Source organism: Neisseria shayeganii (assembly GCF_014054965.1).
Taxonomy (GTDB): Bacteria; Pseudomonadota; Gammaproteobacteria; order Burkholderiales; family Neisseriaceae; genus Eikenella; species Eikenella shayeganii.
The window spans coordinates 2,171,044-2,196,846 of the sequence record NZ_CP059567.1 but is presented as its reverse complement, the minus strand read 5'-3'; the positions used below and the strand labels follow the sequence as shown (position 1 = coordinate 2,196,846).

Sequence of the window (25,803 nt, the reverse complement as noted above, 5' to 3'; positions counted from 1 at the left end):
TTTGAACTGAACCATGCTGAATATTTACAACACCCTTACCCGCCAAAAAGAAGCCTTTGTTCCGCTCAATCCCGAAAACGTGCGCATGTATGTGTGCGGCATGACGGTGTACGACTACTGCCACCTCGGCCACGCCCGCGTGATGGTGGTGTTCGACATGATTGCGCGCTGGCTGCGCCACAGCGGCTACCCGCTCACCTATGTGCGCAACATCACCGACATCGACGACAAAATCATCGCCCGGGCCGCCGAAAACGGCGAAACCATTGCCGAGCTTACCGCGCGCTTTATCGCCGCCATGAACGAAGATGCCGAGGCCTTGGGCGTGCTGCGCCCCGATGTCGAGCCCAAGGCCACCGAGCATGTGGCGCAGATGATTGCCATGATCGAGCGCCTGATTGCCAAGGGCAAAGCCTATGCCGCCGACAACGGCGACGTGTATTACGCCGTGCGCGAATTCGCCGCCTACGGCCAGCTGTCGGGCAAATCGCTGGACGATTTGCGCGCCGGCGAGCGGGTGGAGGTGGACGGTTTCAAACGCGATCCGCTGGATTTCGTGCTGTGGAAGGCGGCCAAGCCCAACGAAGCCGACTTCTGGGACAGTCCCTGGGGACGCGGCCGCCCCGGCTGGCACATCGAGTGCTCGGCCATGAGCGAAGAGCTGTTTGGCGACACCTTCGACATCCACGGCGGCGGCGCCGATTTGCAGTTTCCGCACCACGAAAACGAAATCGCCCAAAGCTGCGGCGCCCACGGCGGCAGCTGCGGCCACGAGCACGGCGGCAAAACCATCGAAAGCCATGTCAAATACTGGCTGCACAACGGCTTTATCCGCGTGGACGGCGAAAAAATGTCCAAATCGCTGGGCAATTTCTTCACCATCCGCGACGTGCTGAAAGAATACGATGCCGAGGTGGTGCGCTTCTTTATCCTGCGCGCCCACTACCGCAGCCCGCTGAATTATTCCGACGCCCATTTGGACGACGCCAAAGGCGCGCTCACCCGCCTGTATACCGCGCTGAAAAACACCGCGCCGGCCGATTTCGCCCTCAGTGAAAACGCCAACGACTACACCCGCCGTTTCTTCGCCGCCATGAACGACGACTTCGGCACGGTAGAAGCGGTGGCGGTGTTGTTTGAGCTGGCCAATGAAGTGAACAAAACCAACAGCGCCGAATTGGCCGGCTGCCTGAAAGCCTTGGGCGGCGTGCTCGGCCTGCTGCAACGCGAACCGCAGGCGTTTTTGCAAAGCGGCAGCGCCGGCGGTTTGTCCAATGAGGAAATCGAGACTTTGATTGCCCAGCGTAAGCAAGCCCGCGCCGACAAAAACTGGGCCGAGTCCGACCGCATTCGCGACCTGCTCACCGCCGAAAACATTATTTTGGAAGACGGCGCCGGCGGCACCACTTGGCGGCGCGGCTGACCATCGGTTTTCAGGTAGCCTTTCGGGCTACCTGAAAACTTGCCGCCTATCTGTTTGCTGTTTCTTCTTTCCCATTCCGCTCAGAATCCTCCCATGCCCCAACACACCCTTACCCTTCTCGGCAGCACCGGCAGCATCGGCCTCAGCACTTTGGACGTGATCGCCCGCCATCCCGACAAATTCCGCGTGTTCGCCTTGGCCGGCCATACGCAAACCGCCAAGCTGGCCGAGCAGTGCGCCGCATTCCGGCCGCGTTATGCGGTGGTGGCCGATGCCGCCAGAGCCGACGATTTGCGGGCCAGATTGGCGGCGGCAGCTTGCGATACCGAAGTGCTGCACGGCGCACAGGCCTTGGTGGACGTGGCGTCGGCGCCCGAAGTGGACGGCGTGATGGCGGCGATTGTGGGCGCGGTCGGCCTGCCGCCCACGCTGGCGGCGGCGCGGGCCGGCAAAACCATTTACCTGGCCAACAAAGAAACGCTGGTGGTGTCCGGCAGTCTGTTTATGCAGGCGGCGGCGCAGTCTGGCGCGCGCATTCTGCCGGTGGACAGCGAACACAACGCGATTTACCAAGTGCTGCCCGAGCACAAAGGCTACCTGAAAGACGGCGGCATCGAGTCGATTGTGCTGACCGCTTCCGGCGGCCCGTTTCTGCACACCGATTTGGCCGCTTTGCCCGCCATCACGCCCGCGCAGGCGGTGAAACATCCGAATTGGTCGATGGGGCAGAAGATTTCGGTGGATTCCGCCACCATGATGAACAAAGGCTTGGAGCTGATTGAGGCGCATTGGCTGTTTGCCTGCCCGCCCGAACGGCTGGAGGTGGTGATTCACCCGCAAAGCGTGATCCACAGCATGGTGCGCTATGCCGACGGCTCAGTGCTGGCGCAGATGGGCACGCCCGATATGCGCACGCCGATTGCCTATTGTTTGGGTTTGCCCGAGCGCATCGAGTCGGGCGCCGCGCCGCTGGATTTTGCCGCCCTCTCTTCGCTCACCTTCGCCAGGCCGGATTTCCAACGCTTTCCCTGCCTGAAGCTGGCCTACGAAGCCATGCACAGCGGCGGCAGCGCGCCCTGTGTGCTGAACGCGGCCAACGAAGTGGCGGTGGCGGCATTCTTGGCCGGCCGCATCCGCTTTACCGATATTGCCGCCGTGGTGGCGGCGTGTTTGGAGCGGCACCATCCCGTGCAGCCGGACGGCATCGATGCCCTGTTGGCGCTGGATGCCGACATCCGTGCGCAGGCCGAAGCCGCGGTGCGGCGGCGGGCTACCTGAAAGGCGGCGGTGTGGAATCGGCAAACCGTTTCAGCCGCATGCTGATGCGCCGCCGTTTGCGGGTGGCCATAGTGTGGTGCGGGTTGGCGACGCTGGCGTTTTACGGCTGGCAAAACGGCTTGGCCACGCAGGGCGGGGCGCTTTCCCTGCCCAAAGCCTTTTGGCTGGGGCTGACGGTGTGCTGTTGGCTGGTGTTGCCGCCGCTGGTGTTTTGCGCACCGCATATCGGCCGCCGTTTGCGGGCGGCGTATCTGCTGTTTTGGCTGCCCATGTTGGCGCGTGCGCTGATTGAATTGTGGCTGCTCTATGGCCGCGGCGGCTGGCAGTATGTTTACGGCATGGCGCACGATGTGTTCAGCCTATTGTTGTTGGCCGTGCTGGCTGGTCTCTGCCGCCGGGAGCGCCCGCGGGTGTGGGTGGGGCATTTGTGGGTGATGGCGGCCATGTTTGCGGCGGAAACCTATTTCGCCCGCTATATTTCCGCTTTCAACCACGGCCGCCACAGCGCCGAACTGTGGTTCATCGGCTGGCAGCCGCCGCATCTGGCCAACCAGTTGTTGACCGCCGTGTTGGCCGTGTGTTTGTGCGGCTGGCTGATGTATTTGGAGCGCCGAGCATGACCCGACTCCACACCCGAACCGAGCGGCCGAGCAGGCTACCTGAAAGCCGCATCGACGCACTCTACGCCCTGTATGCCCGCTATTATGCGGGCACTTCCCCCGCGCTGTTCCGCCGCGACCTGTTGGAAAAAGACTGGGTTTTGCTGTTGGCAGACGAAGATGGCGCCGTGCGCGGTTTTTCCACCCTGAAAGTGTTGCAGGCCGAGCATCAGGGGCGGCCGGTGCGTGCCCTGTTTTCCGGCGACACGGTCATCGACCACCGTTTTTGGGGCGAGCAAACCCTGCCTCTGGCCTGGTGCCGTTTGGCCGGCCGCATCCAAGCCATGCAGCCCGAGGTGCCGCTGTATTGGCTGTTGATTGTGAAAGGCGACCGCACCTACCGTTACCTGAACGTGTTCAGCAGGCAGTATTACCCCAACCGCCGTTATGCCACCCCGCCCGACATACAGGCGCTGATGGATGGCTTGGCTGCCGCCCGCTTCGGCCCGGCTTACGATGCCGCCCGCGGCTTGGTGTGCTACCCCGAATCGCAAGGCCACCTGAAAGCCGAGTGGCATACCGACAAGCAGGACAGCCACCCCGAGGCGGCCTATTTCCGCAGCCGTAATCCGGGCCACGGCCACGGCGACGAGCTGGTGTGTTTGACCTTGCTGGCGCCGGAGAATCTGCGTTCTTTCGCCTTACGCGGTTTTCGGCAGGGTTGGGAAGAGGGGCCGCTGTCTGCGGGGTTTGAGGCTACCTGAAACCGTCGGCCAGCATGAAAACGGTTGCGCAAGCGTGAAAAACGCCCGCTGTTTGAAACAGCGGGCGTTGCGTTTGCCGGACTTATTGGGCGGTCATCAAACCTTGGTACAAGCGGGTCATCAGACGGCTGGCGTCGGCGGTTTTCGGCAGGATCACGAAGCTGTTGGCTTTCACTTCGTCGCTCGGGAAGATGGAAGTGTTGCTGCGGTGGGCTTCTTCCATCAGATCGCGCGCGGGTTTGCTGGCCGGCGCGTAGGTGACGAAGTTGCCGTTGGCGGCGGCCACATTCGGATCCAGCGTGTAGTTGATGTATTTGTGTGCATTGGCCACGTTGCGTGCGTCTTTCGGAATCATGAAGGAATCGATCCAGATGGCCACGCCGGTGTTGGGCACCAAAACTTCGATGTTGATGCCGTTTTTGGCTTCGGCGGCACGGTTTTTGGCGATGTTGAGGTCGCCGCCGTAGCCGATGGCCACGCATAAGTCGCCGTTGGCCAGGTCATTGATGTAGCCCGAGCCGCTGAAGCGTTTGATGTCGGGGCGAACGGCCTTCATCATATCGGTGGCGGCTTTCAGATCGTCGGCGTCTTGGCTGTTCGGGTTTTTGCCGATGTAGTTTAAGGCCAGCGGATATTGCTCCAGCGGGCTGTCGAAGAAGGAGATGCCGCAGGATTTCAGCTTGTTGGTGTATTCGGGTTTGAACACCAGGTCCCAAGCGTTGGCGGGCAGCTGGTCGGTGCCCAGGGCTTTGGCCACGGCGTCTTTGTTGATGCCGATGGTGTTGATGCCCCAGAAGTAGGGCACGGCGTATTTGTTGCCCGGATCTACCTGTTCCATCAGTTTCATCAGCTCGGGGTCGAGGTTGCCGTAGTTGGCGATTTGGCTCTTATCGATTTCCTGATAGGCGCCGGCTTGGATTTGGCGGCTGACGTTGGCGATGGAGGGCACCACCAGATCGTAGCCGGAATTGCCGGTCAGCACTTTGGCTTCCAGGGTTTCGTTGCTGTCGTAGTAGTCGGTGCGGATTTGGATGTTGTTGTCGGCCTCGAATTTTTTCACGGTTTCGGGGTCTACATAGTCCGACCAGATATAGAGATTGAGCTGGTTGCTGCCGTCGGCGGCAGATGCGGTGCCGGAGGCGCTACTGTCAGCGGGTTTGCCGGAATCGGCAGATTGGCCGTTGCCGCCGCAAGCGGCCAGAAACAAACTCATCAGGGCTGAAACCAAAAGTGTTTTTTTCATGTTGTTTCCTTTGTGGAATCGGTTGGGAAACGTCGGAACCGCGGGCTGCCGACCGGATGTGCGCAAGGCTGTCTGGGCAAGGGGATGGCCGGAGCCGCCTGCTTGGCAAACAGATGCTGCCGCCGTGTTGATTTCTCCTTCGGCGAAAAGGGGATTAGACTTGGAAACGGCGGGGCTGGCAAGTGTTTTTTGCGGCGGAGCGGCCCGCAGGCAGCGGGGCTGGCGGTGTTTGGCTGCGGCTTGGTGCCGGATGGATTGATTTTGAATAAAGATTCGGGCTACCTGAAAGCTTTCAGGTAGCCCGAGCGCTTGTTGCGGATATGCAGAGATCAGTAACGGGCGTCTTTCGGTTTGTCGCCGTTGGGCCAGTCGTTCACTTTGCCGGGGAAGTCGGGGCGCGGCTGGTGGGTAAAGTATTCGGCGATGTCCACGGCGTCCTGATCGCTCAACACATTGCCTTCGCCCCATAAGCCGTGGGTTTGCACGCCCATGGGCATGGCGGCTTTAATGAAGGCCGCGGCTTTGTAGGTGCGCGCCATGCCGGCGCCGATGTTGAAGGATTCGTCGCCCCACAAAGGCGGGAAGGCGTAAAAGCCGGTGCCGTCGCGTTTGCCCTCGCCGTTGCTGCCGTGGCAGGTGGCGCAGTGTTGGGCGTAGAGGACGCGGCCGTGTTCGGGGTCGGGCGTGAGATGGGTGTCGATGGCCACGGCGTTCACAATGTCCACCCTTTGCCCTTTGGGCACCCCTTGGCCGACCCAGTTGATGTAGGCCACCATGGCCTGCATGGCTTCGCTGTCTCTGGGCAGCGGTTTGCCGTTCATCGAGCGCTGGAAGCAGCCGTTGATGCGGCCGACCAGGTCGATTTCTTTGCCGGGACGGGGCATCACGCGCGGGTAGCGGTTGGTGGTGTTGATGTAGGGGTTGCCGCCGGCCACTTTGCCTTGTGCGATGTGGCAGCTGCTGCAGTTCATGTGGCTGCCGACGTGTTCGGGCAACAGGCGTTTGGTGTGGTTCATCAAACGTTGGCCGAAGCGGATTTGGGCGGCGTTGGGCTGTTGGTCGATGTCGCTGTCGAAGGGCAGGGTGTATTCGCCCACGGCTGTTTTTTCGTCGCCCTGTCCGGTGACGATGGGGTGTCGGATGGGCTGGGCTTCGGTGGTTTCGGGGGTGTCTTGGCAGGCGCTCAGGCCGAGCAGGCCGAGGCCGGAAGCCAAGAGGAGAGCCGACAGTTGGTGCTTATTCATGGTGTGCTCCTGAAGCGGCTTGGGGAACGATATTGGGCGCTTTGCGGTTGACGAAATGGCGGATTTCGGCCACGTCGCGGCTGCTGATTTCGGGTGCTTGGTTGTGCCAGCTGTTGCGGACGAAGTTGACCACGTCGGCAATGTCTTGGTCGGTCAGGTGCTTGAAGCCGGGCATGCTGAAGGCCATCACGTCGTGTTTGCTGTGCGGCATGCGGCCGCCTTCCAAGGTTACCTGAATCACCGATTGGGCGTTGTTGGCATAAACGGCGCTGTTGTTGTTCAGGGCGGGGAAGATGCGCGGCATGCCGTTGCCGTCGGCGCGGTGGCAGGCCATGCAGTGTTCGGCGTAGAGCAGGGCGCCGCGGTTGGCGTATTCGCCGTTGAGCAGCATGGCGGTGGTGGTGTCTTCGCGTTTGGGCAGTTCGGTTTCTTTGCCGGGTGTGGGTGACAGGGTTTTCAGGTAGCCTGCCATGGCCTGCAGATCGCTGTCGCTCCAGTATTGGGTGCTGTGTTCCACCACTTCGGCCATGGCGCCGAAAGCGGCGCTGCGTTCGGTGCGGCCGCTGGCGAAGAAGTCGGCCAGTTCGGCTTGGTTCCAGCTGCCCAGCCCGCGTGCTTCGCCGCGCAGGCTCTTGGCCCGCCAGCCGTCGATGACGGCGCCGCTGAGGAAATGTTTGCCGTCGTCGCTGAGGGCTTTTTCCTGATAGGCGATGCCGCGCGGCGTGTGGCAGGCGCCGCAGTGGCCGGGGCCTTCTACCAGGTATTTGCCGTGGTTGGTTTGGGCGTCGAAGCGGCTGTCGGGCACGAATTCGCGTTTGGGGGCGAAGGCGGTCTGCCAATAAGCCAAAGGCCAGCGCCAGTTCAATACCGGCGGCAGGGTGCTGTCTGCGTTGGCCTGTCTGACGGGTTTCACGCCGTGCATGAAGTACACGTACATGGCCTGAATGTCTTCGTCGGGCATCAGGGTGTAGGAAGGATAGGGCATGGCCGGATAAAGCGGGCTGCCGTCGGCACGGATGCCGTGTTGGACCGCGCTTTTAAATTGGGCGTAGCTGTAGTGGCCGATACCGGTTTCTTTGTCGGGCGTGATGTTGGTGCTGTACACCGCGCCCAAGGGGGTTTGCATGGCCAAGCCGCCGGCATAGGGCTGGCCGCCGGGGGCGGTGTGGCAGGCGAAACAGTCGGCCAAGCGGGCGGCATATTCCCCGCGTGCCACTTTAACCGGGTCGGCAGACAGCTGGATGTCGGTTTGCTCGGTGCGGACGTGGGTCAGCCATTTGGCACCGCCGTAGATGACCACCAGTAAGACCGTGATGCTGAGTGCGGTTTTGGTGAAGATTTTCATGAGCGCTCCTTCTGCAGCGTCGGGATCGAAAGTATTGCTTCGTGGAGATACGGCTCTATTGTTTCGCTGCGGGCCGGAGGGCGGCTATTGTGGAAAACCACATAAGCGCAGCTTATTTGACGGAACGCAATAAAATTAAAATTTCTGTAAAGAAAAGCAGGGTGACGGCGGCGGCAGGCGTGGTTTTTCAGCACTTTCGCGCTGTTGTCTCGGCCTGCAGCATGGGGTGGGGAACGGTTCCTCCAAGCAGGCGGCTTGGGTGGTTGGGGAGTTTGGGCCGGAATCGGGCGGCCTGCCGACTCAGGAAAGACAGCCGGCCGGATCACTGGCTACCTGAAAGGTTTGCCGCCCAATGCCGATTTGCCGCCGCTTGACAGCCCCGATATAATCTTGGCCGCACCGCAGTCGGGCAGACAGTCGCCGCGTGATCCGTTCACGGGGAGGAAAGTCCGGGCTGCACAGAGCAGGATGCCGGCTAACGGCCGGGCGCCGCGAGGCGACGGAAAGTGGAACAGAAAGCATAACCGCCGATGGCTGCGGCAACGCGGTACAGGTAAGGGTGAAATGGTGCGGTAAGAGCGCACCGTGCGGCTGGCAACAGTCCGTAGCAGGCCAAACCCCATCCGCAGCAAGACCAAACAGAACACCATGACGCTGCTCGCCGAGTGTTCGGGTAGGTTGCTTGAGCCGTCCGGCAACGGGCGGCCTAGAGGAATGACTGTCCAACGACAGAACCCGGCTTACCGCCCGGCTGCGGTGCAGAAAACTCAACTTGAAAAGGAAAAGATAATGAAAAAAAACCTGATGCCTGCTGCTTTGCTGGCCTTGTTTTTAGCTGCTTGCGGTGGCGAGCCTGCTGCTCCCGAAACTGCCGCTCCGGCGCCTGCCGTTGCCGAAGCTTCTGCTCCTGCCGCAGTGCCGACTGCCTCTGAAGTGGCGACCGCTTCCGAAGCTGCTGTTGCACCGATGGGCGAGCTGATTGCGCTGTGTAAAGAAGCGGAAACTCTGGAAAACCAATACATCGAAACCCTGAGCGGTGCCGAAAAAGAAGAGCGCATCAAACACCGCGACACTTGGTTGGCCAGCCTGAAAGAAGCCACCGCGGCCGAGCAGGAAGAAAACTGCAAACAAGCCATCGAAGAATTGAAAGAAGAGTAATCGCTCTTTTAGAAAAAGCATACCCGGCCGGGTATGCTTTTTTTCATTTTTCAGGTAGCCTGAGACCTTGGCAAAACCTCCAAATGGGGAGGCGGTTCAAGGCGTAGCAGCGCAACGACTGTGAACGCTATGAATCCTTGCGGGACAGGCATATCACACGATAGGCAAGCGAGCAATACCCATAGGGATCGACGCACAAGACGGACATGCGCCGCAGATGGGTTTTGCCAAGGTCTCAACCTATTTTCTCTGTCACCTATCGGAACCCCGCTATGTCTGCCTATGCCTTTGCCCATATCGTTCATTTGCTCTGCGCCATTCTGTTTGTGGGCGGCGTGTTGTTTGAAGCGCTGGTATTGTCGGTTTTGCACACGCCGGCCGTCAGCCGCGAGGTGCGGCAGGCGGCCGAAAAGGCCGTTTCCTCGCGCGCAGTAAAAATTATGCCTTGGGCGGTGATGCTGCTGTTTTTGTCCGGCCTGGCGCTTGCGCACCGCTATGCCCCGCTGCTGGCCGCACCGGCAGACAATTCGCTCGGGTGGCAGCTGTGGCTCAAAATCCTGCTGGCATTCAGTGTGCTCCTCCATTTCATCGCCGCCGTCCGCCGTATGCGTCGCGGCACCATGACTGCGGCTTTCTCGACATACATCCACCGCGCCGTGCTGTTGCACATGCTCTTGATTGTGGTGTTGGCCAAAACCATGTTTTATCTGGTGTGGTAGCCGCGCAGAACGTTTCAAGCGTGCAGCCGATGCGCTACAATCCGCCCCTTTCCGCCTTCTTCTGCCAGCCACCATGTCCCACTCCTCCTCTCCGCTGATCGCCCTCTGTGCAGGCGAAGCCTCGGGCGACCTGCTTGGCGCCCACTTGATGGCTGCCGTCAAAGCGTGCTGTCCGCAAGTGCGCTTTACCGGCATCGGCGGCCCGCGTATGCAGGCGGAGGGGCTGCACAGCCTGTTTGACCAAGAGACACTGGCGGTGCGCGGTTATGTGGAAGTTTTGAAAAACCTGCGCGCCATTCTTGCCATCCGCAAGGGGCTGGTGGCTGAGCTCACACGGCAGCGCCCGGATGTTTTTGTCGGCATCGACGCGCCCGACTTCAACTTGGGCGTGGCCGAACAGCTGAAAGCCGCCGGCATCCCCACCATCCATTACGTCAGCCCGTCGGTGTGGGCTTGGCGGCGGGAACGGGTTCACCGCATCGTGCGGCAGGTAGATGAGGTGTTGTGCCTGTTTCCGATGGAACCGCCGCTCTACCACGCCGCGGGCGGACGGGCGCGCTTTGTCGGCCACCCGTTGGCGCAAACCCTGCCGCTGGACGCCGACCGCGCACAGGCACGCGAACGGCTCAAACTCGACCCCAACCAAGCCGTATTTGCCCTCTTGCCCGGCAGCCGCGTCAGTGAAATCGACTACATGGCGCCGCTCTTTCTACAAGCCGCCCAACGCATCCGCGCCCAAGAGCCGGAAGCCGTTTTCCTCCTGCCCTACGCCACCGCTGCCACCCGCGCCCGCCTGCAAACCCTTTTGGACAGCGATGCCTACCGCTATCTGCCGGTGCGCCTGATGTCGGCCCGCACCGAGCTGGCCTGTACCGCCGCCGATGTGGTGTTGGTGGCCAGCGGCACCGCCACGCTGGAAGTGGCCCTGTGCAAACGTCCGATGGTGATCAGCTACAAAATCTCGCCGCTCACTTATGCTTGGGTGAAGCACAAAATCAAAGTGCCTTACGTCGGCCTGCCCAATGTGTTGCTGGGGCGGATGGCTGTGCCCGAGTTGTTGCAGAAACAGGCCACGCCCGAACAGCTGGCCGAGGCCGTGCTGCATTGGTACCGCCACCCGGCCGAAAGCGAGCAGCTCGCCGCCGATTTTACCGAGCTGCACCGCCTGCTGCGCAAAGACACCGCCGCCGAAGCCGCCGAAGCCGTGCTGGCCGCCGCCGGAGCAAACACATGATGTGGCAGGCCGGCGTGGACGAAGCGGGCCGCGGTCCGCTGGTCGGCAGCGTGTTTGCCGCCGCCGTGGTGCTGCCGCCCGATTATTGTCTGCCCGGCCTCACCGATTCCAAAAAACTCAGCGAAAAAAAGCGCGACCTGCTGGCCGCAGCCATCAAAAAACAGGCCGTAGCCTGGTGCGTGGCTGCCGCCTCGCCCGCAGAAATCGCCGAACTCAATATTCTGCATGCCACCCTGCTCGCCATGCGCCGCGCCGTACACGGCCTGCCCAGGCTACCTGAAAAAGTGTGGATAGACGGCAACCGCATCCCGCCCAATCTGGGTACCGAGGCCGAAGCCGTGGTGAAAGGCGACAGCAAAATCATCGAAATTTCCGCTGCCTCCGTGCTGGCCAAAACCGCCCGCGATGCCGAAATGTATGCCCTGGCTGCGCGCCACCCGCAATACGGTTTCGAACGGCACAAAGGCTACGGCACCGCTGCCCACCTCGCCGCCTTGCAACAATACGGCCCGCTGCCCGAACACCGCCGCGACTTCGCCCCGGTTAAAGCCCTGCTTGTCCAAGGGCGGCTGTTTGGTTGATTTCTCGTTTTCAGGTAGCCTCCGACCGTTGCCTCTTTTTAGCGAAAAATGCTTGACGTTAATCCGGCGAAGCGGTATAGTTCGCATTCTTCAGACGCGGGGTGGAGCAGCATGGTAGCTCGTCGGGCTCATAACCCGAAGGTCGTAGGTTCAAATCCTGCCCCCGCAACCAAATACAAAAAAAGCGCCTTGTCTTAGACAAGGCGCTTTTTTTGTCCTCATTTTAATCGCTAACTGAAAACTTATCCCCTGCAGACAATGCAGACGACCGGATGCCAGCTTGTTGATTGCGGCATTGTGTGTTGTGTCGGTGAATGGCGAATATTATTAGAGTCAAACATCACATTGCCCGCGTCCTTCATGGGGCAACGGCATGCCTCTGAGCTGCCTGCTCTCTGAAATTCAGTCTATTGCTTTCATTTTACGAACATTCATGTCGGTGTTTTCCGAATTGTCGTCCGTTACATTTCATTGTACTTTACAAGCCAACTGCATTAGCTCTTTGATGCAGCAATGAAATCCAATTATACGGAGGAGCAGCCATGGAGAATCACCAAATCAAAGCAACCCGATTCGGCAGTTTGAACGATTACGAAAAAGGTTCTATCCAACTGATCAGCGGAGAAGCAAGCAATTATGCTTTTTCCAATATTTTTGAAGTTGCCTCGCAATCCGCCCCCTACGAAAAAAGCGTAGTCGGCATGAATTTGAAATTCGTTATCGAATCATTGAAAGCAGAAGGTACGTCGCCTTGGTTTACCGCCTCGCACGATGAATTCGTGATTGTGATGGACGGCGAAATCCGCGTGGATTATATCAAGCTCGACCAGCCCTTGGTTGACGAAGCCGAAGAAGGCACCCGCTTGGCCGGCGATAACCCGCAAGGCAAAAAAATGGGACACGCCATTCTGAAGCAGGGTCATCAGGCCATTTTGCCCGCCGGCAGCGCCTACCGTTTCGAAGCCGCCAAACCCGGCGTTATCTTAATCCAAACCATCAAAGGCCCGCTGTCGGTCGAAAAATGGCACAGCATCTGCATTCAATAAACCCTCCCGGAAGGAGAAAAAACATGGATAAAAAATTTGAAGAATTTCTGGCTGCCGGCGTGCAGGCAGGCGAACGCGACGAGCTGACCGGCTACCGCACATTCCGCTTGGGTCAATTCACTTTCGAGCGTGACGAATACTTTGCCAAAATCACTTGGAGCGTAAAAGGCGAAACCCATTCGCACCTGATGTCGGCAGATGCGTTCCTGCGTGCTTTGATGCGCGATGTGGCTTGGGGCTTTTTCTACGGCTGGGTAAACTTTGACGACGTTATCGGCACCCGCAACCACTACGGCAGCGTAGACCTTTATGCAGGCACATTTAACGGCGTATTGAAAGAAGCCGGTGTGGATTACATCGAAAACTTCGAAACACCGCTGATTATGGCCACTTTTAAAGCCATCCTGCACGATTGGGTTAACGAAAGCTTCGACCCGTTTGCCGCCCCCGAAGAAACAGGCAGCGCATTCGGACGCAAAGAAGGCAACAACGAAGCGGCCATCGACCGTTACCGTATTGCCACCAAGCGTATGCCCAGCCTGCCCGACGATTCTCCGTTGCGCGACGATCTGCCGGTAAACCGCCAATTCCAAGACGTGGTTCAGGACGAACCCGAAATCCATTGCGAACCCGGCTTTGAAGGCCAATTGGGCGGTTTCAACCTGTTCAAATACCTTTCCCGCTCGGATGTTACTTGGAACCCTTCGGTTACTTCGGTATGCAAAGAAAGCCTCTTCTGCCCGACCACCGAAGAATACATTCTGCCGATTTTCCACGGTAACGACCGCGTAGAGTGGTTTTTACAGCTTTCCGACGAAATCACTTGGGATATCGCCGATAAAAACGACGGCAAACCGATTGCCCGCCTGATTATGAAAGCAGGCGACATTGCGGCCATGCCTGCCAATATCCGCCACCAAGGTTATTCGACCAAACGTTCTATGTTGCTGGTTTGGGAAAACGCTACGCCCAACCTGCCGCAAAAATACGAATCAGGCGAATTGCCCCCTTATCCGGTTGCTTTTTAAGCCCGAATCCATCATAGAAAAAGCCGGACGCGAGCGCACCGGCTTTTCCGGATAAGCGCCGTACCGCGCCCGGCTCTTAAAAAAGAGCGGCGCTATTCGGTGCAACCCGCCGGAAACGCATGTAAACACACCGGACACAAAACCACTCTTCATTTAAAACAAAGAAAGGCTTGTTAAATGAATACAGAATTATTTATCAACGGCAAATTCGTTCCCGCTCAAAAAGGCGGCACCATTGATGTGCTCAATCCTGCCAACGGCGAATTGATTACCAAAATCGCCGCCGCCGAAGCGGAAGATGTGGACATTGCCGTGGCCGCCGCCAAAAAAGCCTTCCCCGCATGGGCAGCCACACCTGCCGCCGAGCGCGGACGTTTGCTTTTGAAACTGGCCGACCTGATTGAAGAACATGCCGAAGAATTGGCGCAAATCGAATCGCTCGATACAGGCCATCCGATCCGCGATTCGCGCCGTTTGGACGTTCCCCGTACCGCAGCCTGCTTCCGCTACTTCGGCGGCATGGCCGACAAAATCCAAGGCTCGGTTATTCCTGTCGAACAAGGCTTTTTAAACTACGTTGTGCGCGAGCCTGTGGGCGTAGTCGGCCAAATCGTACCTTGGAACTTCCCGCTGATGTTTACCTCATGGAAACTCGGCCCGGCCTTGGCTGCGGGCAACACCGTGGTGATGAAACCTTCTGAACTCACCCCGCTCTCCACATTGAAAATTTCCGAACTGATTCAGAAAGCAGGCTTCCCCGACGGCGTGGTCAATATCGTTGCAGGATACGGCAACACCGCCGGACAACGCATTGCCGACCATGAAGACATCGCCAAAGTGGCCTTTACCGGCTCCACCCAAACCGGCCAAAGCATCGTGCGTGCCTCTGCCGGCAACCTGAAACGCCTGCAACTGGAATTGGGCGGAAAAGGTGCCAACATCGTGTTTGAAGATGCCGACATCGATGCTGCCGTTAACGGCTCGGCATGGGCGATTTTCCACAACCAAGGCCAAGCCTGTATCGCCGGTTCCCGCCTGATGCTGCACGAATCCATCGCCGACGAGTTTTTGGAAAAATTCGTGAAATTGGCCGAATCCATCCGCTTGGGCGACCCACTCAACCCCGAAACCGAAATGGGCCCGCTCACTTCCGAATCGCACCGCAACAAAGTGCTTTCCTATGCGGAAATCGCCACCGAACAGGGCGGTAAAATCCTAACCGGCGGCAAAGCACCCGAAGATGCCGCGTTGAAAAACGGCTACTACGTTTTGCCCACCGTGGTGGAAGCCAAACCTACCGACCGTGTGGCGCAAGAAGAAGTGTTCGGCCCGTTTGTTACCGTGCTGCGCTTCAAAAACGACGAAGAAGCTTTGGAAATCGCCAACGGCACCGAATACGGCTTAGGCAGCGGCTTGTGGACGAAAAACCTGCAACGCGCACATTTGTTTGCCCGCAAGATACGCGCAGGCATGTGCTGGATCAACAGCTACAAACGCGTTAATCCCGGCAGCCCCTTCGGCGGCGTAGGCAAATCGGGATATGGTCGCGAAATGGGCTTTGAAGCCATTCACGACTACACCGAAGCCAAATCGGTGTGGGTGAATGTGGATGCCCAAATTCCGCCGCACTTCGACAGACGCAAGTAAGCAGGCAAAGCGTTCGGGCGGCAAGTCTAATCCCTTTCAGGTAGCCGCCCGCCGCACTTGCCTCATATCCACACTGCCTCCAAGAGCAGGATCACACTTCACTTACCCGCCGCTTATGCCTGTCTGAACCGGCGCGACACAACTTAATCGATTAAGTGAAGCGATTTAGCTGCATATCATGAATACAAAGGAATTGTTATGAACCGTTTCCATTACCAAGCCTTGCCGCTGGATGTGTATTTCGGCAAAGGACGCATCAGCGAACTGCGCGGCATATTAGACCGCTACGGCTACCGTAATGTGCTGGTGATGACCACGCCCGACCAAAAAAGCGCCGGTGAAAAACTGGCCGGAACATTGGGCGAGATTGCCGCCGGTGTTTACCCCCATGCCGTGATGCACGTTCCGGTGGAAGTGGCTCAAAAAGCCTCGGCCTATGTGCGCGAACACCAAATCGACTGCTGTATCGCGCTGGGCGGCGGTTCCACCATCGGCTTGGCCAAAGCCGTGGCTTTGGAGCTGGGCGTGCCCATAGTGGCCGTGCCGACCACTTACGCAGGCAGCGAAATGACCACGGTTTACGGCCTGACCGACAACGGCCGCAAAACCACCGGCAAAGACATCCGCGTTTTGCCCAAAGCCGTGATTTACGACCCCGAGCTGACCTTTACCCTGCCTGCCGCCATATCTGCCGCATCGGGCATGAATGCGATGGCTCACGCGGTTGAAGCCCTTTATGCGGAAAACAAAAACCCGATTATCAGCATGATGGGCGAAGAATCGGTGCGTTCTTTGAAAAACGCGCTTCCTAAAATCGTTCAAAACCCCCAAGACGAAACGGCGCGCGAACAGGCGTTTTACGGCGCATGGCTGGCGGGCATCTGTTTGGGTTCGGTCGGCATGGCGGTACACCACAAAATCTGCCATACCTTAGGCGGCACGTTCAATCTGCCCCACGCCCAAGCCCATGCCATCATGCTGCCTTATTCGGTGCATTACAACCGCTCAGCCGACGATGAAGCAATGGCTCGCCTGGCCTCGGCCTTGGATATCGCCGACCCGCAAGCATGCGGTTCCGAGCTTTACCGCCTCAACCAGTCTTTAGGCATTCCGATGGCCTTGAAAGACATCGGCTTTCCCGAACACGGAGCCGAAGAAGTTGCCCGTATCGTGTGCGACAGCCCCTATTACAACCCGCGCCCGTATGTTTACGACGAGCTGCTTGACTTATTGAAAAAAGCCCATGAAGGCCGGCCGCCCGCCTGAATACTGTTTTCAGACGGCCTCCACCCTGCCCGAGGCCGCTTTCGGCGGCTTGGGCATCCCTTCGGCCTACTAATAAAATAAATAAAACAATAAGCTACCAAGGAGGAACGCATGAATCTGACCGAACAGGTTATCCGCAGTTTTCAAAACATCGAAAACGAGCGGCACCGTTTTCTCATTACCACTTTCATCAAAAAACTGCACGAATATGTGCGCGAAACCGAACCGAGCGAACAGGAATGGGAGCAGGCCATCCGCTTCTTAACCGAAACCGGCAAGCTCTGCCACGAGCAGCGTCAGGAATACATTTTGCTGTCGGACGTATTGGGCGTGTCGATGCTGATCGATCAGATTCTGCACGAAAAAAACGAAGTGCAAACGCCTTCCACCGTGTTCGGCCCGTTCTTTATCGACAATATGCCGATAAGGCCGTTCGGCAGCAGCATCATTTCCGATGATGCGGCGGCTCCGCCTTTATTGGTGCGCGGCAAAATCACCGACATCGAAGGCAATCCGGTTGCGGGCGCGCGCATCGATGTTTGGCAAACCGCCGAAAACGGCATGTATTCCGGCCAAGACCCGCACCAAAGCACCGACAACCTCCGCGGTGTGTTTCTCAGCCAAGAAGACGGCAGCTACGCCTTCCAAACCATTTTGCCGGTCAGTTACCCGATTCCCGACGACGGCACGGTGGGCAAGCTGATGGCTTATGCCAAGCGCAGCGTTTGGCGGCCGGCGCACATCCATTTCAAAATCGAGGCCGACGGTTTTCAAAGCTTGGTTACCCACCTGTTTCTCGAAGGCGACGAATATCTGCAAAACGATGCCGTGTTCGGTGTGAAAGACCGCCTGATTGTGCGTTACAGCGAAGAAAAAGCCGACGACACCAGCCGCGAATGCTACGGCCTGAACACAGATTACCGGCTGATTGAATACGATTTCATCCTAACGGGAGACGAGAGCCGTGAGCGATAAAACCTTTCTCTGCCGCCAAACCGAGCTGGACGAAAACGGCGGGGTGTTTAAAGTACCCCACCCCGTTGAACGCAACATCACCATCGTGTTGATCAGGAAAGACGGCCGCTGCTTTGCCTACCGCAACGTGTGCCCGCATTACTCCATTCAGCTCGACAATGCCCAAGGCCGTTTTTTCACTTACCAAAACCGCTACATCATGTGCGCGCACCATTCGGCCATGTTCGATATCGAAACCGGATTGTGTGTGGACGGCCCCTGTAAAAACCATTCGCTGGTGCAGGAGAATGTGTCGGAAGACGGTGAGGCCATCTATCTTGCGAACGCCTGCCAATGAAATCAGGTCGGTCATCAGGGAGAAACGTTTGCGGAAGCGCGTTTAAGGCAAAGGTGATGGCCGCAGGCTACCTGAAAAACGGTTTGGCAAAAAATTTGCCAAACCGTTAATCTATGTGCGCCAAACCCGGGTATTGGCGCATAATTGCCCAAAAGGATCAACCATGGACAAACTGCAATGTATGGAAGCCTTTGTGCGTGTGGCACAAAGCGGGAGCTTCATTCAGGCGGCCGAACAGCTGGGTGTGGCCCGTTCGGTTATCAGCACGCGCATCCAGCAATTGGAAAAATTTGTCGATGCGCCCTTGTTCCACCGCAACACCCGCTCCGTGCGCTTGTCGGATATCGGTGAAAAGTATTACGACGAATGCGTTGATCTGCTGAACCGCTTCGATACCCTGGTTGACGCCATGGCCATGGCCAAAAACGACCTGAAAGGCAAACTGCGCATCCATCTGGTGCCCGGCTTCGGTTTGGGTTATTTCAGCAAAAAACTGTTTCTGTTTACCCAGACCTATACCGACATCGAATTGGATTTGGTGGTCAGCGACAAAGTGGTCGATCCGGTATCGTGCGGTTTTGATGTGGCCTTCCAGATTTTCCCGCCCAAGGGCGAAAGCCTGATCGACCGCAAAATCTTCCACGTCAATCGTGTATTTTGTGCTTCTCCGGCTTTCATCGCCCGTTACGGTGAGCCGCAAACGCCTGATGACCTTTGCCGTTTCGAGCTGGGCTATTATTCGGGTTATCCTGAACGCAACAGGATCAAATTTTTCACCGGAGACAAATTGCAGGAAATATCGGTTGCCGCACGCATTAATTCTTCCTCCATCCACCTGCTGCACGATTTCGCGTTAACCGGCGGCGGCATTGTCTGCTTGCCGACCATTGTGGCGAAAGAAAGCCTGCTCGAAGGCAGGCTGGTGTCGGTGCTGACCGATTATCCGGTTCCGGCTTACAGTTTGAGGGCGGTGTTCCCGCCCAATTCCAAGAATATTAAAAAAGTCAGACACATCATCGATTTTTTGTCGGAAAACATCAGCCAGTTACCCAAATGGGACGAACAGCTGATTGCCAAGGGCTGCTTGTCGCCCCTAGTCGCATCGCTCAATGAGCGCCGCAATGCCTTGCCCGACACCGATGCACATCGAGCACACCGCATAACGTCCGCCTGAAACTTCCAGCTGGTTCAGCGCGGTTGCCAACAGGCGCGTGCCGGAAGCCCCCAAAGGGTGGCCGATGGCGATGGCCCCGCCGTTGGGGTTGACGCGCGGATCATCGTCGGCCAAACCCAAATCGCGGGTACACGCCAAAGCCTGGGCGGCAAAGGCTTCGTTCAATTCGATCACATCAATATCGGCCAAAGCCACGCCGGTTTTGGCCAGCAGTTTTTTAATTGCCGGTGCGGGGGCGAAACCCATAATCCTCGGCTCGATGCCCACCGTCACCCCGGCAATCAAACGGCCGCGCGGCTTCAGCCCGTAGGCTGCTACCGCTTTGGCAGAAGCCAGCAAAACGGCAGAGGCACCGTCGTTAATGCCCGAGGCATTGCCGGCCGTTACCGTGCCGCCTGCAAACACCACCGGTTTGAGTTTTGCCAAGCCTGCCGCATCGGTATCCGGGCGAGGATGCTCGTCTTGATTCACCACCATGCTGCCGCCTTTGCGTTGCGGGATTTCCACCGGCACGATTTCGCGCTCGAAAAAACCGCGCTGCTGCGCCGCCGCCGTCTTCTGCTGGCTGGCAAGGGCAAAACGGTCTTGGTCTTCCCTGCTGATGCCGAATTGCTCCGCCACATTTTCAGCGGTTTGCGGCATGGTATCCACGCCGTATTGCGCCTTCATGGCCGGATTGATAAAACGCCAGCCCATCGTGGTGTCTTCGATTTTCTGATTTCGGCCGAAAGCCTGTTCCGATTTGCCCATCACATAAGGCGAGCGGGACATGTTTTCCACGCCGCCGGCAATCAATAAATCGGCGTCGCCGGTTTGAATCGCACGGCCCGCCGTCAGCACCGCATCCAAAGACGAACCACACAGGCGGTTGATGGTGGTTGCCGGCACGGAAGGCGGCATGCCTGCCAGCAAAGCAGACATTCTGGCCACGTTGCGGTTGTCTTCGCCCGCCTGGTTGGCACAGCCGTAAATCAAGTCGTCGGCTTTTGCCCAATCCACTTGGGGATGGCGCTGCATCAATGCTTTAATCGGCACGGCACCCAAATCATCGGTGCGCACTGCGGCAAGGCCGCCGCCGTAGCGCCCGAAAGGCGTGCGCACGGCATCAATAATATAAACGTCGTTCAGTTTCATTTCTTTGCTCCTGCTGTGGCGTCGATTAAAGGGGCGTCGGTCAGTTTTTGCAGTTCTTCAAAGTCCAAGCCGTCGACTTTTTCAATCACGCGCAAACCCTCCCCGTCCAAATCGATCACGCATAAATCGGTGTAGATGCGGTTGACGCAATGCAGGCCGGTTGCCGGATAAGTGAGGTTTTGCACGATTTTCGGTGCGCCCTGCTTGCTTGTGTGTTCCATCGTTACCCACACTTTTTTGGCGCCGACGGCCAAGTCCATTGCACCGCCTACCGCCGGAATGGCATCGGGCGCACCGGTGTGCCAGTTGGCCAAATCTCCATTGGCCGACACTTGAAACGCGCCCAATACGCAAATGTCCAGATGGCCGCCGCGCATCATGGCGAAAGAGTCGCCGTGATGGAAATAGCATCCGCCGGTTTGCAACGTAACGTATTCTTTGCCCGCGTTAATCAAATCGGGGTCTTCTTCGCCGGGAGCGGGCGGCGGGCCGAATGCCAGCAGGCCGTTTTCGGAATGCAGAAAGACTTCTTTGTCTGCGGGCAGATAAGCCGCAATTTTGGTTGGCAGCCCGATGCCGAGATTGACGTAAGCACCGTCGGGAATATCTGCGGCAACGCGCATGGCGATTTGTTCACGGTTGAGTTTTTGGTAGTTCACCGCTGCTCTCCTTATCCAATTTTAACGACGTGCCGGACAAAAATTCCCGGTGTGATGATGTGTTCGGGGTCCAAGGCGCCCAATTCAACGATTTCCGATACTTCGGCAATGGTGACATCGGCCGCCGCCGCCATAATCGGGCCGAAATTGCGCGCCGACTTGCGGTAAACCAAATTGCCCCAGCGGTCGCCTTTGAAGGCTTTAATCAGCGCAAAATCCGCTTTGATGGGGTACTCGAGCACATAATCTTTGCCGTCGATATGGCGGGTTTCTTTGCCTTCCGCCAACAGCGTGCCGTAGCCGGTGGGTGTAAACACCGCACCCAAGCCCATGCCCGCCGCCTGAATGCGGCAGGCCAGGTTGCCTTGCGGCACCAGTTCCAGCTCGATTTTCCCGGCACGGTAAAGCTCGTCGAAAACCCAAGAATCGGATTGGCGCGGAAAAGAGCAGATGATTTTGCGCACCGCACCGGTTTTCAGCAGTTTGGCCAAACCGTAATCGCCATTGCCTGCATTGTTGTTGATGATGACCAAATCTTTCGCTCCCGATTCAATCAGGCCGTCGATCAATCCGGCAGGCTGCCCTGCCGTACCGAAACCGCCGATCATAATACGGGCGCCGTCCGAAATTTGAGCCAGCACATCCTCCAGAGAACGGGTTGTTTTGTCTATCATGGTGGTTTGCCTTGTCGAAAATAAATCCTAATCCATACCGTAAGGTAGAGTCCGCCACCATTTTATTCTGTTTGAACCCGGCTGTAGTCATGCAGCGGACAAATACAATGTTTTGAAATTTAGAACAATAAAACGCATAAATAGAATTAAGATGCTGCATCAGCGTCAGAATCAACAAGGCCAGCCAAACGGGAGAAATATTGATGAACACGGAGATAAATTGGGAAGCAGCCGTCCGCGCCGCCGAGCGGCAAAGGGCCGACTGTCTGATCCAGCAACGTTACGCAGAATTTGCCGCCATGTGCAGCCCTAAGCTCTGTTATGTGCACACCAGCGGCACCGTGGACGATTTGGATGCCTTAATGGGCAAGCTGTATGCCGGCTTTTACGTTTACCAAGCCATTCATTACCCGATTCACGAAATCCGGCATCTGGGTACGGGCATTTTGGTGCGCGCCGATTTTCAGGCCGATCTGTTGGTGGACGGACAACCCAGAAAGCTCAACAACCGGGCCGTATCGGTTTGGGAAATCGAAAACGGCCAGCTGAAACTGGCGTTTTATCAAGCCACGCCCATCGCCAAGTAAGTGTGCCCCCGCAGTGGGCGCCGCCTGTTCGCAATCTCCGTGGCGGCGGTGTTCAGCTGACATCCTGAGGCTTTTGCAAAACCCCCAGATGTGGATGCCTTTTCAAGGCGTAGCCGCACCGCGTTTGCCGCGTTGATTGCAGCCGGAGACAACAAAATGCTGGCAAGATGTGCAATCTTGCCAGCATTTCTGCTTGATAGACGATATACGCGGTTTCTGCCTCGAAAAACCGCTGCGTCAGCAGGTGATGAGCAGGCTGAGACCTTTGCAAAACCCCCAGATGTGGATGCAGCTCAAGGCGTAGCAGCGCAGCGAGCGTGAACGTCAGAAATCCCCGTGGGACAGACATATCAGATAGATAGGCAAGCGAGCGAGCAGCACACAACGCAGAAATGCGCCGCAGATGGGGGTTTTGCAAAGGTCTCAGACTCTAAGGGTGCTTGCCGGCAACCTGTATAGGTTTTCAGGTAGCCCGTATTCTTTGAAACGCCCTTCAAGAATGGCTGGCCAGCTTCATCACCACCACGCCGGTAATAATCAGCGCCGCGCCCAGCCAGCGGCCGAAGCTGGCGGCGTCGCCGAAAAACACCACCCCCACTAAAAACGCACCGGCCGCGCCGATGCCCGTCCACACCGCGTAAGCCGTACCCATCGGAATGGTTTTTTGCGCCAGAAACAGGCAAAAGCCGCTGGCCGCCATAAACAGCACCGCCAGCACCATGCCGTGCCAGCGGTAGCCTTCCTGCTGCGCCAGTTTCAAACCCAGCGGCCAGCCGATTTCCAGCAGGCCGGCGGTGATCAAATATACCCAACTCATCAAAGTTTCCTTTTCTTCTTATCGCCGCTGAATCAAACAACTCAAACCGCATACCGATGCAGATTGGGCTGTTTGTTTGGCGGGGCGGGGCGTCAAGCCAGTTGACCGAAGCGGCCGCTGTTGAATTCGGCAATGGCCTCACGGATTTCTTCGGCGCTGTTCATCACAAACGGCCCGTAGCCCACCACAGGTTCGTTAATCGGCACGCCGGACAGCAGCAGGATTTTCACCGTTTCGCCGCCGGCGCGGATGCTTACTGCACCGCCGCCTTCGTCAAAACCCACCAACTGCCCGGCACCGGCGCGCGCTTGGCCGTTAAATTCGGCTTCGCCGCGCAGCACCACCATAGACAGATTATGGCTGGCCGGAACCTCAATGGCTGCCTCACGGCCGGCTTCGATCACCACGTCCCATACATTCATCTCGGTAAAGGTGTCGGCCGCACCGCGGACGCCTTGATATTCGCCGGCGATCAGACGCAGATGGCCGGCATCCTCGGGCAAGGCCACTACGGGGATGTTTTCCTTGGCCAAATGCTGATAGCGGGCGGGGGTGAGTTTGTCTTTGGCCGGCAGGTTCACCCACAACTGCACCATCTCAAACAGGCCGCCGTTGCGGCTGAAGGCCTCGGAGTGGAACTCTTCGTGAATGATGCCGGCGCCGGCGGTCATCCATTGCACGTCGCCCTCTTTGATCACGCCGCCGCCGCCGGCCGAATCGCGGTGCGCCACTTCGCCGTGGTAGGCAATGGTCACGGTTTCGAAACCTTTGTGCGGGTGTTGGCCGACGCCGCGCTGGCTGCTGCGGTGGTTGGGGGCGAATTCGTAAGGGGCGGCGTAATCCAGCATCAAAAACGGATCGGTGCCGCGGTCTTCGCCCATGTGGGAAAACAGGGGTTGTACCAGAAAGCCGTCGCCCACCCAATGTTGGCTGTTGGCGCGGTAGATTTGGCGTACGGAACGCATGATGACTTCCTTTCTTGTTTTTTTGATGCGGCCGGCAGGCTACCTGAAAGCCCGGCGTGGCCTTACTGCAAACATTATTAAACATTCACCTGCATGCCGGCAGCCTGGGCGGCGCGCAGCTTGGCGGGGGTAACGTCCTGGCCTTCGGGGTCCACCACGGTCACGGTGGACAACATATTGTTCAGCTGGCCGCATACTTGGCGGATATAGGCCTGGCGCAGCGCTGCCCGTTCTGCCAGCTCGGCTGCGTTTAAGCCTTCGGTTTTGGCTTTGCGGGCCAGTTCGTTGATGCGGTCCAATTCCATAATGCGCATGATGCACTCCTTATTCCAATCGGCCTGCCGCTTTGAAGCGGTTTGGGCCGGTTTGCAAACGGCAATAAAACTGCCCGAATTTTTGCTGGGCTTTTTATTTCCTTGGGCGTATTATACGCAGTACAAACCAATGAGCAAGTACGCACATTTTTTATACTGTAATTAAGGAAGCAAACGCATGCATGATTCTGCAGACGACCCTTTGGCTGTGCCGGATGGTGCGCTGTGCTGCCCGGTACGCACCACACTCAGCATCATCGGCGGCAAATGGAAGGTGTTGATTTTGTATCATTTGAATACCGATATCCGACGTTTCAACGAATTGCAGCGTCTGCTCTCGGGCATTACCCAACGCATGCTCACCCTGCAGTTGCGCGAGTTGGAGGCCGACGGCATCGTTCACCGCGAGGTTTATCCGCAGGTGCCGCCCAAGGTGGAATATTCGCTCACCGATTTCGGCCGCACCCTGTTGCCGGTGATCGAGGCCATGTACCGCTGGGGTGAGGCGTATGCGGCGGAATGTGCGCGGCAGCGCTCGTAATCTCTCTGGCGGCTGATGCCGTTTGCCCGCCGCTCATGCGGAAGCAGGCAGCGTTTTCCGTATCCGGCTTATTCGGCCGCGGTATCAGCCCGAGACCTTTGCAAAACCCCCATCTGCGGCGCATTTCTGCGTTGTGCGTTTATGCCCTATGGGTACTGCTCGCTCGCTTGTCTATCTCTATGATATGTCTTTCCCACGGGGATTCCTGACGTTCACGCTCGCTGCGCTGCTATGCCTTGAATTGCATCCACATCTGGGGGTTTTGCAAAGGTCTCAGCCCGGCAATTCGGGTTGTTTTTCGGTGAGGTAAGCCCAATAGCGCTGCGGCACCTGTTGCCGGTGCAGGCGCGGGTTGCGGCGGGCGGCGATGTTGCTGCTGTGGAAATAACGCCGCCACAGCCGCTGGTAATCCTGCTCCTGCGGCGCATAGGCTGTTGTCAGCGCGGCGGTGTCGAGGTGGCTGATCGGATAAAGGCCTGTCTCATTGCTGGCCACGCCGTAAGCGCGCCCGGTGTCGAAAATGGCCCAGTGCTGCTGCGGATAGCGGCGGCGGAAATGCGGCACAATCAGCGGCAGCACGTCGTATTGCGGCGCGATGCGGGCCAGATAGAGGCTACCTGAAAGCTCTTCAAAGCGCACAAACGCTTCCATGCGGTGTTTTTCATGGCCGACGGTTTTCACCCACTGCGCCCACTGCAACACGTCGATATGGCCGTAATCACTCAGCAGGTCGCGGCGTTCGGGGCGCGCCAGCATCAGGCGGACGAGGCGCAAAAAGGTGTCCGGCATCTCGGGGGCGGCAACCAGAAAACCGTACAGCAGCCGCACCATGCCGCGGCGGCCGATCTGCCGCTCCAGCCGTTCGCACACTCGGCGGGCGTGTTCGGCGTTGGCGGCCACGCTTTCGCTGTGGCCGAACAAATCGGTGTCGTGCGCATCGGCAGTCAGATGCACCTGATCGGGCGGCAGACGGCGGGCGTACACCTCAAACACGGCGCTCAACAAACCGTCAAAACTGCCGTTGTAATGCAAGATCACACGCATGGGCGGG

27 protein-coding genes, 1 tRNA gene, 1 other RNA gene and 2 pseudogenes are annotated in these 25,803 nt (G+C 58.0%); 20 read left to right on the top strand and 11 right to left on the bottom strand.

Going from position 1 to position 25,803, the window contains the following annotated elements:
• Positions 1–13 precede the first annotated feature (13 nt).
• The 4 genes from cysS (at position 14) to H3L94_RS10805 (ending at position 4,064) form a co-directional block, all read left to right on the top strand.
• Positions 14–1,423 (top strand): cysteine--tRNA ligase, encoded by a 1,410-nt coding sequence (cysS, locus tag H3L94_RS10820; RefSeq protein WP_182122003.1) that lies wholly within the window; start codon positions 14–16, stop codon positions 1,421–1,423.
• 93 nt (positions 1,424–1,516) lie between these two features.
• Positions 1,517–2,701 (top strand): 1-deoxy-D-xylulose-5-phosphate reductoisomerase, encoded by a 1,185-nt coding sequence (gene ispC, locus H3L94_RS10815; protein WP_182122002.1) that lies wholly within the window; start codon positions 1,517–1,519, stop codon positions 2,699–2,701.
• Positions 2,702–2,712: 11 nt separating this feature from the next.
• Entirely contained in the window at positions 2,713–3,321 is a 609-nt protein-coding gene (locus H3L94_RS10810) for a hypothetical protein (protein WP_244958756.1), read from the top strand.
• The gene (locus H3L94_RS10805; protein ID WP_182122001.1) at positions 3,318–4,064 is read left to right on the top strand and encodes a hypothetical protein; all 747 of its coding nucleotides are present in this window, start codon (positions 3,318–3,320) and stop codon (positions 4,062–4,064) included. The genes H3L94_RS10810 and H3L94_RS10805 overlap by 4 nt, the downstream gene beginning before the upstream one ends.
• An 82-nt stretch (positions 4,065–4,146) precedes the next feature.
• Here the strand turns inward: H3L94_RS10805 and H3L94_RS10800 are convergent, their stop codons facing one another.
• The 3 genes from H3L94_RS10800 to H3L94_RS10790 all read right to left on the bottom strand — a co-directional run bounded on the left by H3L94_RS10800 (position 4,147) and on the right by H3L94_RS10790 (position 7,896).
• The gene (locus tag H3L94_RS10800) at positions 4,147–5,307 is read right to left on the bottom strand and encodes a polyamine ABC transporter substrate-binding protein (RefSeq protein WP_009119117.1); all 1,161 of its coding nucleotides are present in this window, start codon (positions 5,305–5,307) and stop codon (positions 4,147–4,149) included.
• 329 nt (positions 5,308–5,636) lie between these two features.
• Positions 5,637–6,551: a c-type cytochrome gene (locus H3L94_RS10795; RefSeq protein ID WP_182122000.1), complete on the bottom strand. Its 915-nt coding sequence runs from the start codon at positions 6,549–6,551 to the stop codon at positions 5,637–5,639.
• Entirely contained in the window at positions 6,544–7,896 is a 1,353-nt protein-coding gene (locus H3L94_RS10790) for a c-type cytochrome (RefSeq protein ID WP_182121999.1), read from the bottom strand. The genes H3L94_RS10795 and H3L94_RS10790 overlap by 8 nt, the downstream gene beginning before the upstream one ends.
• 401 nt (positions 7,897–8,297) lie before the next feature.
• On the opposite strand from H3L94_RS10790, the gene rnpB reads away from it, so the two are divergent.
• From rnpB to H3L94_RS10725, 13 genes are all read left to right on the top strand, one after another.
• Positions 8,298–8,655, top strand: an RNA gene (gene rnpB, locus H3L94_RS10785) — RNase P RNA component class A.
• A gap of 30 nt (positions 8,656–8,685) precedes the next feature.
• Positions 8,686–9,054 (top strand): anti-anti-sigma factor, encoded by a 369-nt coding sequence (locus tag H3L94_RS10780; protein ID WP_182121998.1) that lies wholly within the window; start codon positions 8,686–8,688, stop codon positions 9,052–9,054.
• Between the two features lie 272 nt (positions 9,055–9,326).
• Entirely contained in the window at positions 9,327–9,773 is a 447-nt protein-coding gene (locus tag H3L94_RS10775; RefSeq protein ID WP_182121997.1) for a CopD family copper resistance protein, read from the top strand.
• Between the two features lie 73 nt (positions 9,774–9,846).
• A complete protein-coding gene (gene lpxB / locus H3L94_RS10770) occupies positions 9,847–11,007 on the top strand; it encodes a lipid-A-disaccharide synthase (RefSeq protein ID WP_182121996.1) in 1,161 nt (386 codons plus the stop codon).
• Positions 11,004–11,588, top strand: a complete 585-nt coding sequence (gene rnhB, locus H3L94_RS10765; RefSeq protein WP_182121995.1) for a ribonuclease HII — start codon at positions 11,004–11,006, stop codon at positions 11,586–11,588. Before lpxB ends, rnhB begins: the two co-directional genes overlap by 4 nt.
• Before the next feature lie 95 nt (positions 11,589–11,683).
• A tRNA-Met gene (locus H3L94_RS10760) sits at positions 11,684–11,760 on the top strand.
• Between the two features lie 370 nt (positions 11,761–12,130).
• Positions 12,131–12,634, top strand: coding sequence for a cupin domain-containing protein (locus H3L94_RS10755; protein WP_182121994.1), 504 nt, complete (start codon positions 12,131–12,133; stop codon positions 12,632–12,634).
• Positions 12,635–12,657: 23 nt separating this feature from the next.
• Positions 12,658–13,662 carry a hypothetical protein gene (locus H3L94_RS10750; protein WP_054598612.1) on the top strand — a complete coding sequence of 335 codons (1,005 nt, stop codon included), beginning with the start codon at positions 12,658–12,660 and terminating at the stop codon, positions 13,660–13,662.
• A 177-nt stretch (positions 13,663–13,839) separates the two neighbouring features.
• The gene (locus H3L94_RS10745; RefSeq protein WP_182121993.1) at positions 13,840–15,309 is read left to right on the top strand and encodes an aldehyde dehydrogenase family protein; all 1,470 of its coding nucleotides are present in this window, start codon (positions 13,840–13,842) and stop codon (positions 15,307–15,309) included.
• A 198-nt stretch (positions 15,310–15,507) separates the two neighbouring features.
• Positions 15,508–16,575: a maleylacetate reductase gene (locus H3L94_RS10740; protein WP_182121992.1), complete on the top strand. Its 1,068-nt coding sequence runs from the start codon at positions 15,508–15,510 to the stop codon at positions 16,573–16,575.
• 111 nt (positions 16,576–16,686) lie between these two features.
• Entirely contained in the window at positions 16,687–17,550 is an 864-nt protein-coding gene (locus tag H3L94_RS10735; RefSeq protein WP_182121991.1) for a dioxygenase family protein, read from the top strand.
• Positions 17,540–17,887, top strand: a complete 348-nt coding sequence (locus H3L94_RS10730) for a Rieske (2Fe-2S) protein (protein WP_182121990.1) — start codon at positions 17,540–17,542, stop codon at positions 17,885–17,887. Before H3L94_RS10735 ends, H3L94_RS10730 begins: the two co-directional genes overlap by 11 nt.
• 163 nt (positions 17,888–18,050) lie before the next feature.
• On the top strand, positions 18,051–19,061 hold the full coding sequence (locus H3L94_RS10725) for a LysR family transcriptional regulator (RefSeq protein WP_182121989.1): 1,011 nt from the start codon (positions 18,051–18,053) through the stop codon (positions 19,059–19,061).
• Here the strand turns inward: H3L94_RS10725 and pcaF are convergent.
• The 3 genes from pcaF to H3L94_RS10710 are packed head-to-tail and all read right to left on the bottom strand — an operon-like array spanning position 18,981 to position 21,528.
• Positions 18,981–20,195, bottom strand: coding sequence for a 3-oxoadipyl-CoA thiolase (pcaF, locus tag H3L94_RS10720; RefSeq protein ID WP_182121988.1), 1,215 nt, complete (start codon positions 20,193–20,195; stop codon positions 18,981–18,983). The two genes, H3L94_RS10725 and pcaF, sit on opposite strands and share 81 nt — an antisense overlap.
• The gene (locus H3L94_RS10715; RefSeq protein ID WP_182121987.1) at positions 20,192–20,854 is read right to left on the bottom strand and encodes a 3-oxoacid CoA-transferase subunit B; all 663 of its coding nucleotides are present in this window, start codon (positions 20,852–20,854) and stop codon (positions 20,192–20,194) included. Before H3L94_RS10715 ends, pcaF begins: the two co-directional genes overlap by 4 nt.
• Before the next feature lie 11 nt (positions 20,855–20,865).
• Positions 20,866–21,528 carry a 3-oxoacid CoA-transferase subunit A gene (locus tag H3L94_RS10710; protein ID WP_182121986.1) on the bottom strand — a complete coding sequence of 221 codons (663 nt, stop codon included), beginning with the start codon at positions 21,526–21,528 and terminating at the stop codon, positions 20,866–20,868.
• A gap of 203 nt (positions 21,529–21,731) precedes the next feature.
• Here H3L94_RS10710 and H3L94_RS10705 point away from each other — a divergent pair, with 203 nt between their 5' ends.
• Positions 21,732–22,115 (top strand): nuclear transport factor 2 family protein, encoded by a 384-nt coding sequence (locus tag H3L94_RS10705; protein WP_182121985.1) that lies wholly within the window; start codon positions 21,732–21,734, stop codon positions 22,113–22,115.
• A 253-nt stretch (positions 22,116–22,368) separates the two neighbouring features.
• Here the strand turns inward: H3L94_RS10705 and H3L94_RS13100 are convergent.
• The 4 genes and pseudogenes from H3L94_RS13100 to H3L94_RS10690 form a co-directional block, all read right to left on the bottom strand.
• Positions 22,369–22,542, bottom strand: a pseudogene (locus tag H3L94_RS13100) (ATP-dependent exonuclease); the annotation flags it as partial.
• Between the two features lie 66 nt (positions 22,543–22,608).
• Positions 22,609–22,932 (bottom strand): DMT family transporter, encoded by a 324-nt coding sequence (locus tag H3L94_RS10700; protein WP_182121984.1) that lies wholly within the window; start codon positions 22,930–22,932, stop codon positions 22,609–22,611.
• Positions 22,933–23,024: 92 nt separating this feature from the next.
• Positions 23,025–23,897, bottom strand: a complete 873-nt coding sequence (locus tag H3L94_RS10695) for a pirin family protein (RefSeq protein ID WP_182121983.1) — start codon at positions 23,895–23,897, stop codon at positions 23,025–23,027.
• A gap of 77 nt (positions 23,898–23,974) precedes the next feature.
• Positions 23,975–24,211, bottom strand: a complete 237-nt coding sequence (locus H3L94_RS10690) for a DUF896 domain-containing protein (RefSeq protein WP_220457306.1) — start codon at positions 24,209–24,211, stop codon at positions 23,975–23,977.
• Between the two features lie 178 nt (positions 24,212–24,389).
• Between H3L94_RS10690 and H3L94_RS10685 the strand changes: the two genes are divergently transcribed.
• Positions 24,390–24,752, top strand: a complete 363-nt coding sequence (locus tag H3L94_RS10685; protein WP_182121982.1) for a winged helix-turn-helix transcriptional regulator — start codon at positions 24,390–24,392, stop codon at positions 24,750–24,752.
• Between the two features lie 35 nt (positions 24,753–24,787).
• Positions 24,788–25,062: pseudogene (locus H3L94_RS12715) on the top strand (hypothetical protein).
• On the opposite strand, the gene H3L94_RS10680 reads toward H3L94_RS12715, so the two are convergent.
• Complete coding sequence (locus tag H3L94_RS10680) at positions 25,026–25,796, bottom strand: TIGR03915 family putative DNA repair protein (protein ID WP_182121981.1); 771 nt, start codon at positions 25,794–25,796, stop codon at positions 25,026–25,028. The pseudogene H3L94_RS12715 and the gene H3L94_RS10680 sit on opposite strands and share 37 nt — an antisense overlap.
• Positions 25,797–25,803: the final 7 nt, after the last annotated feature.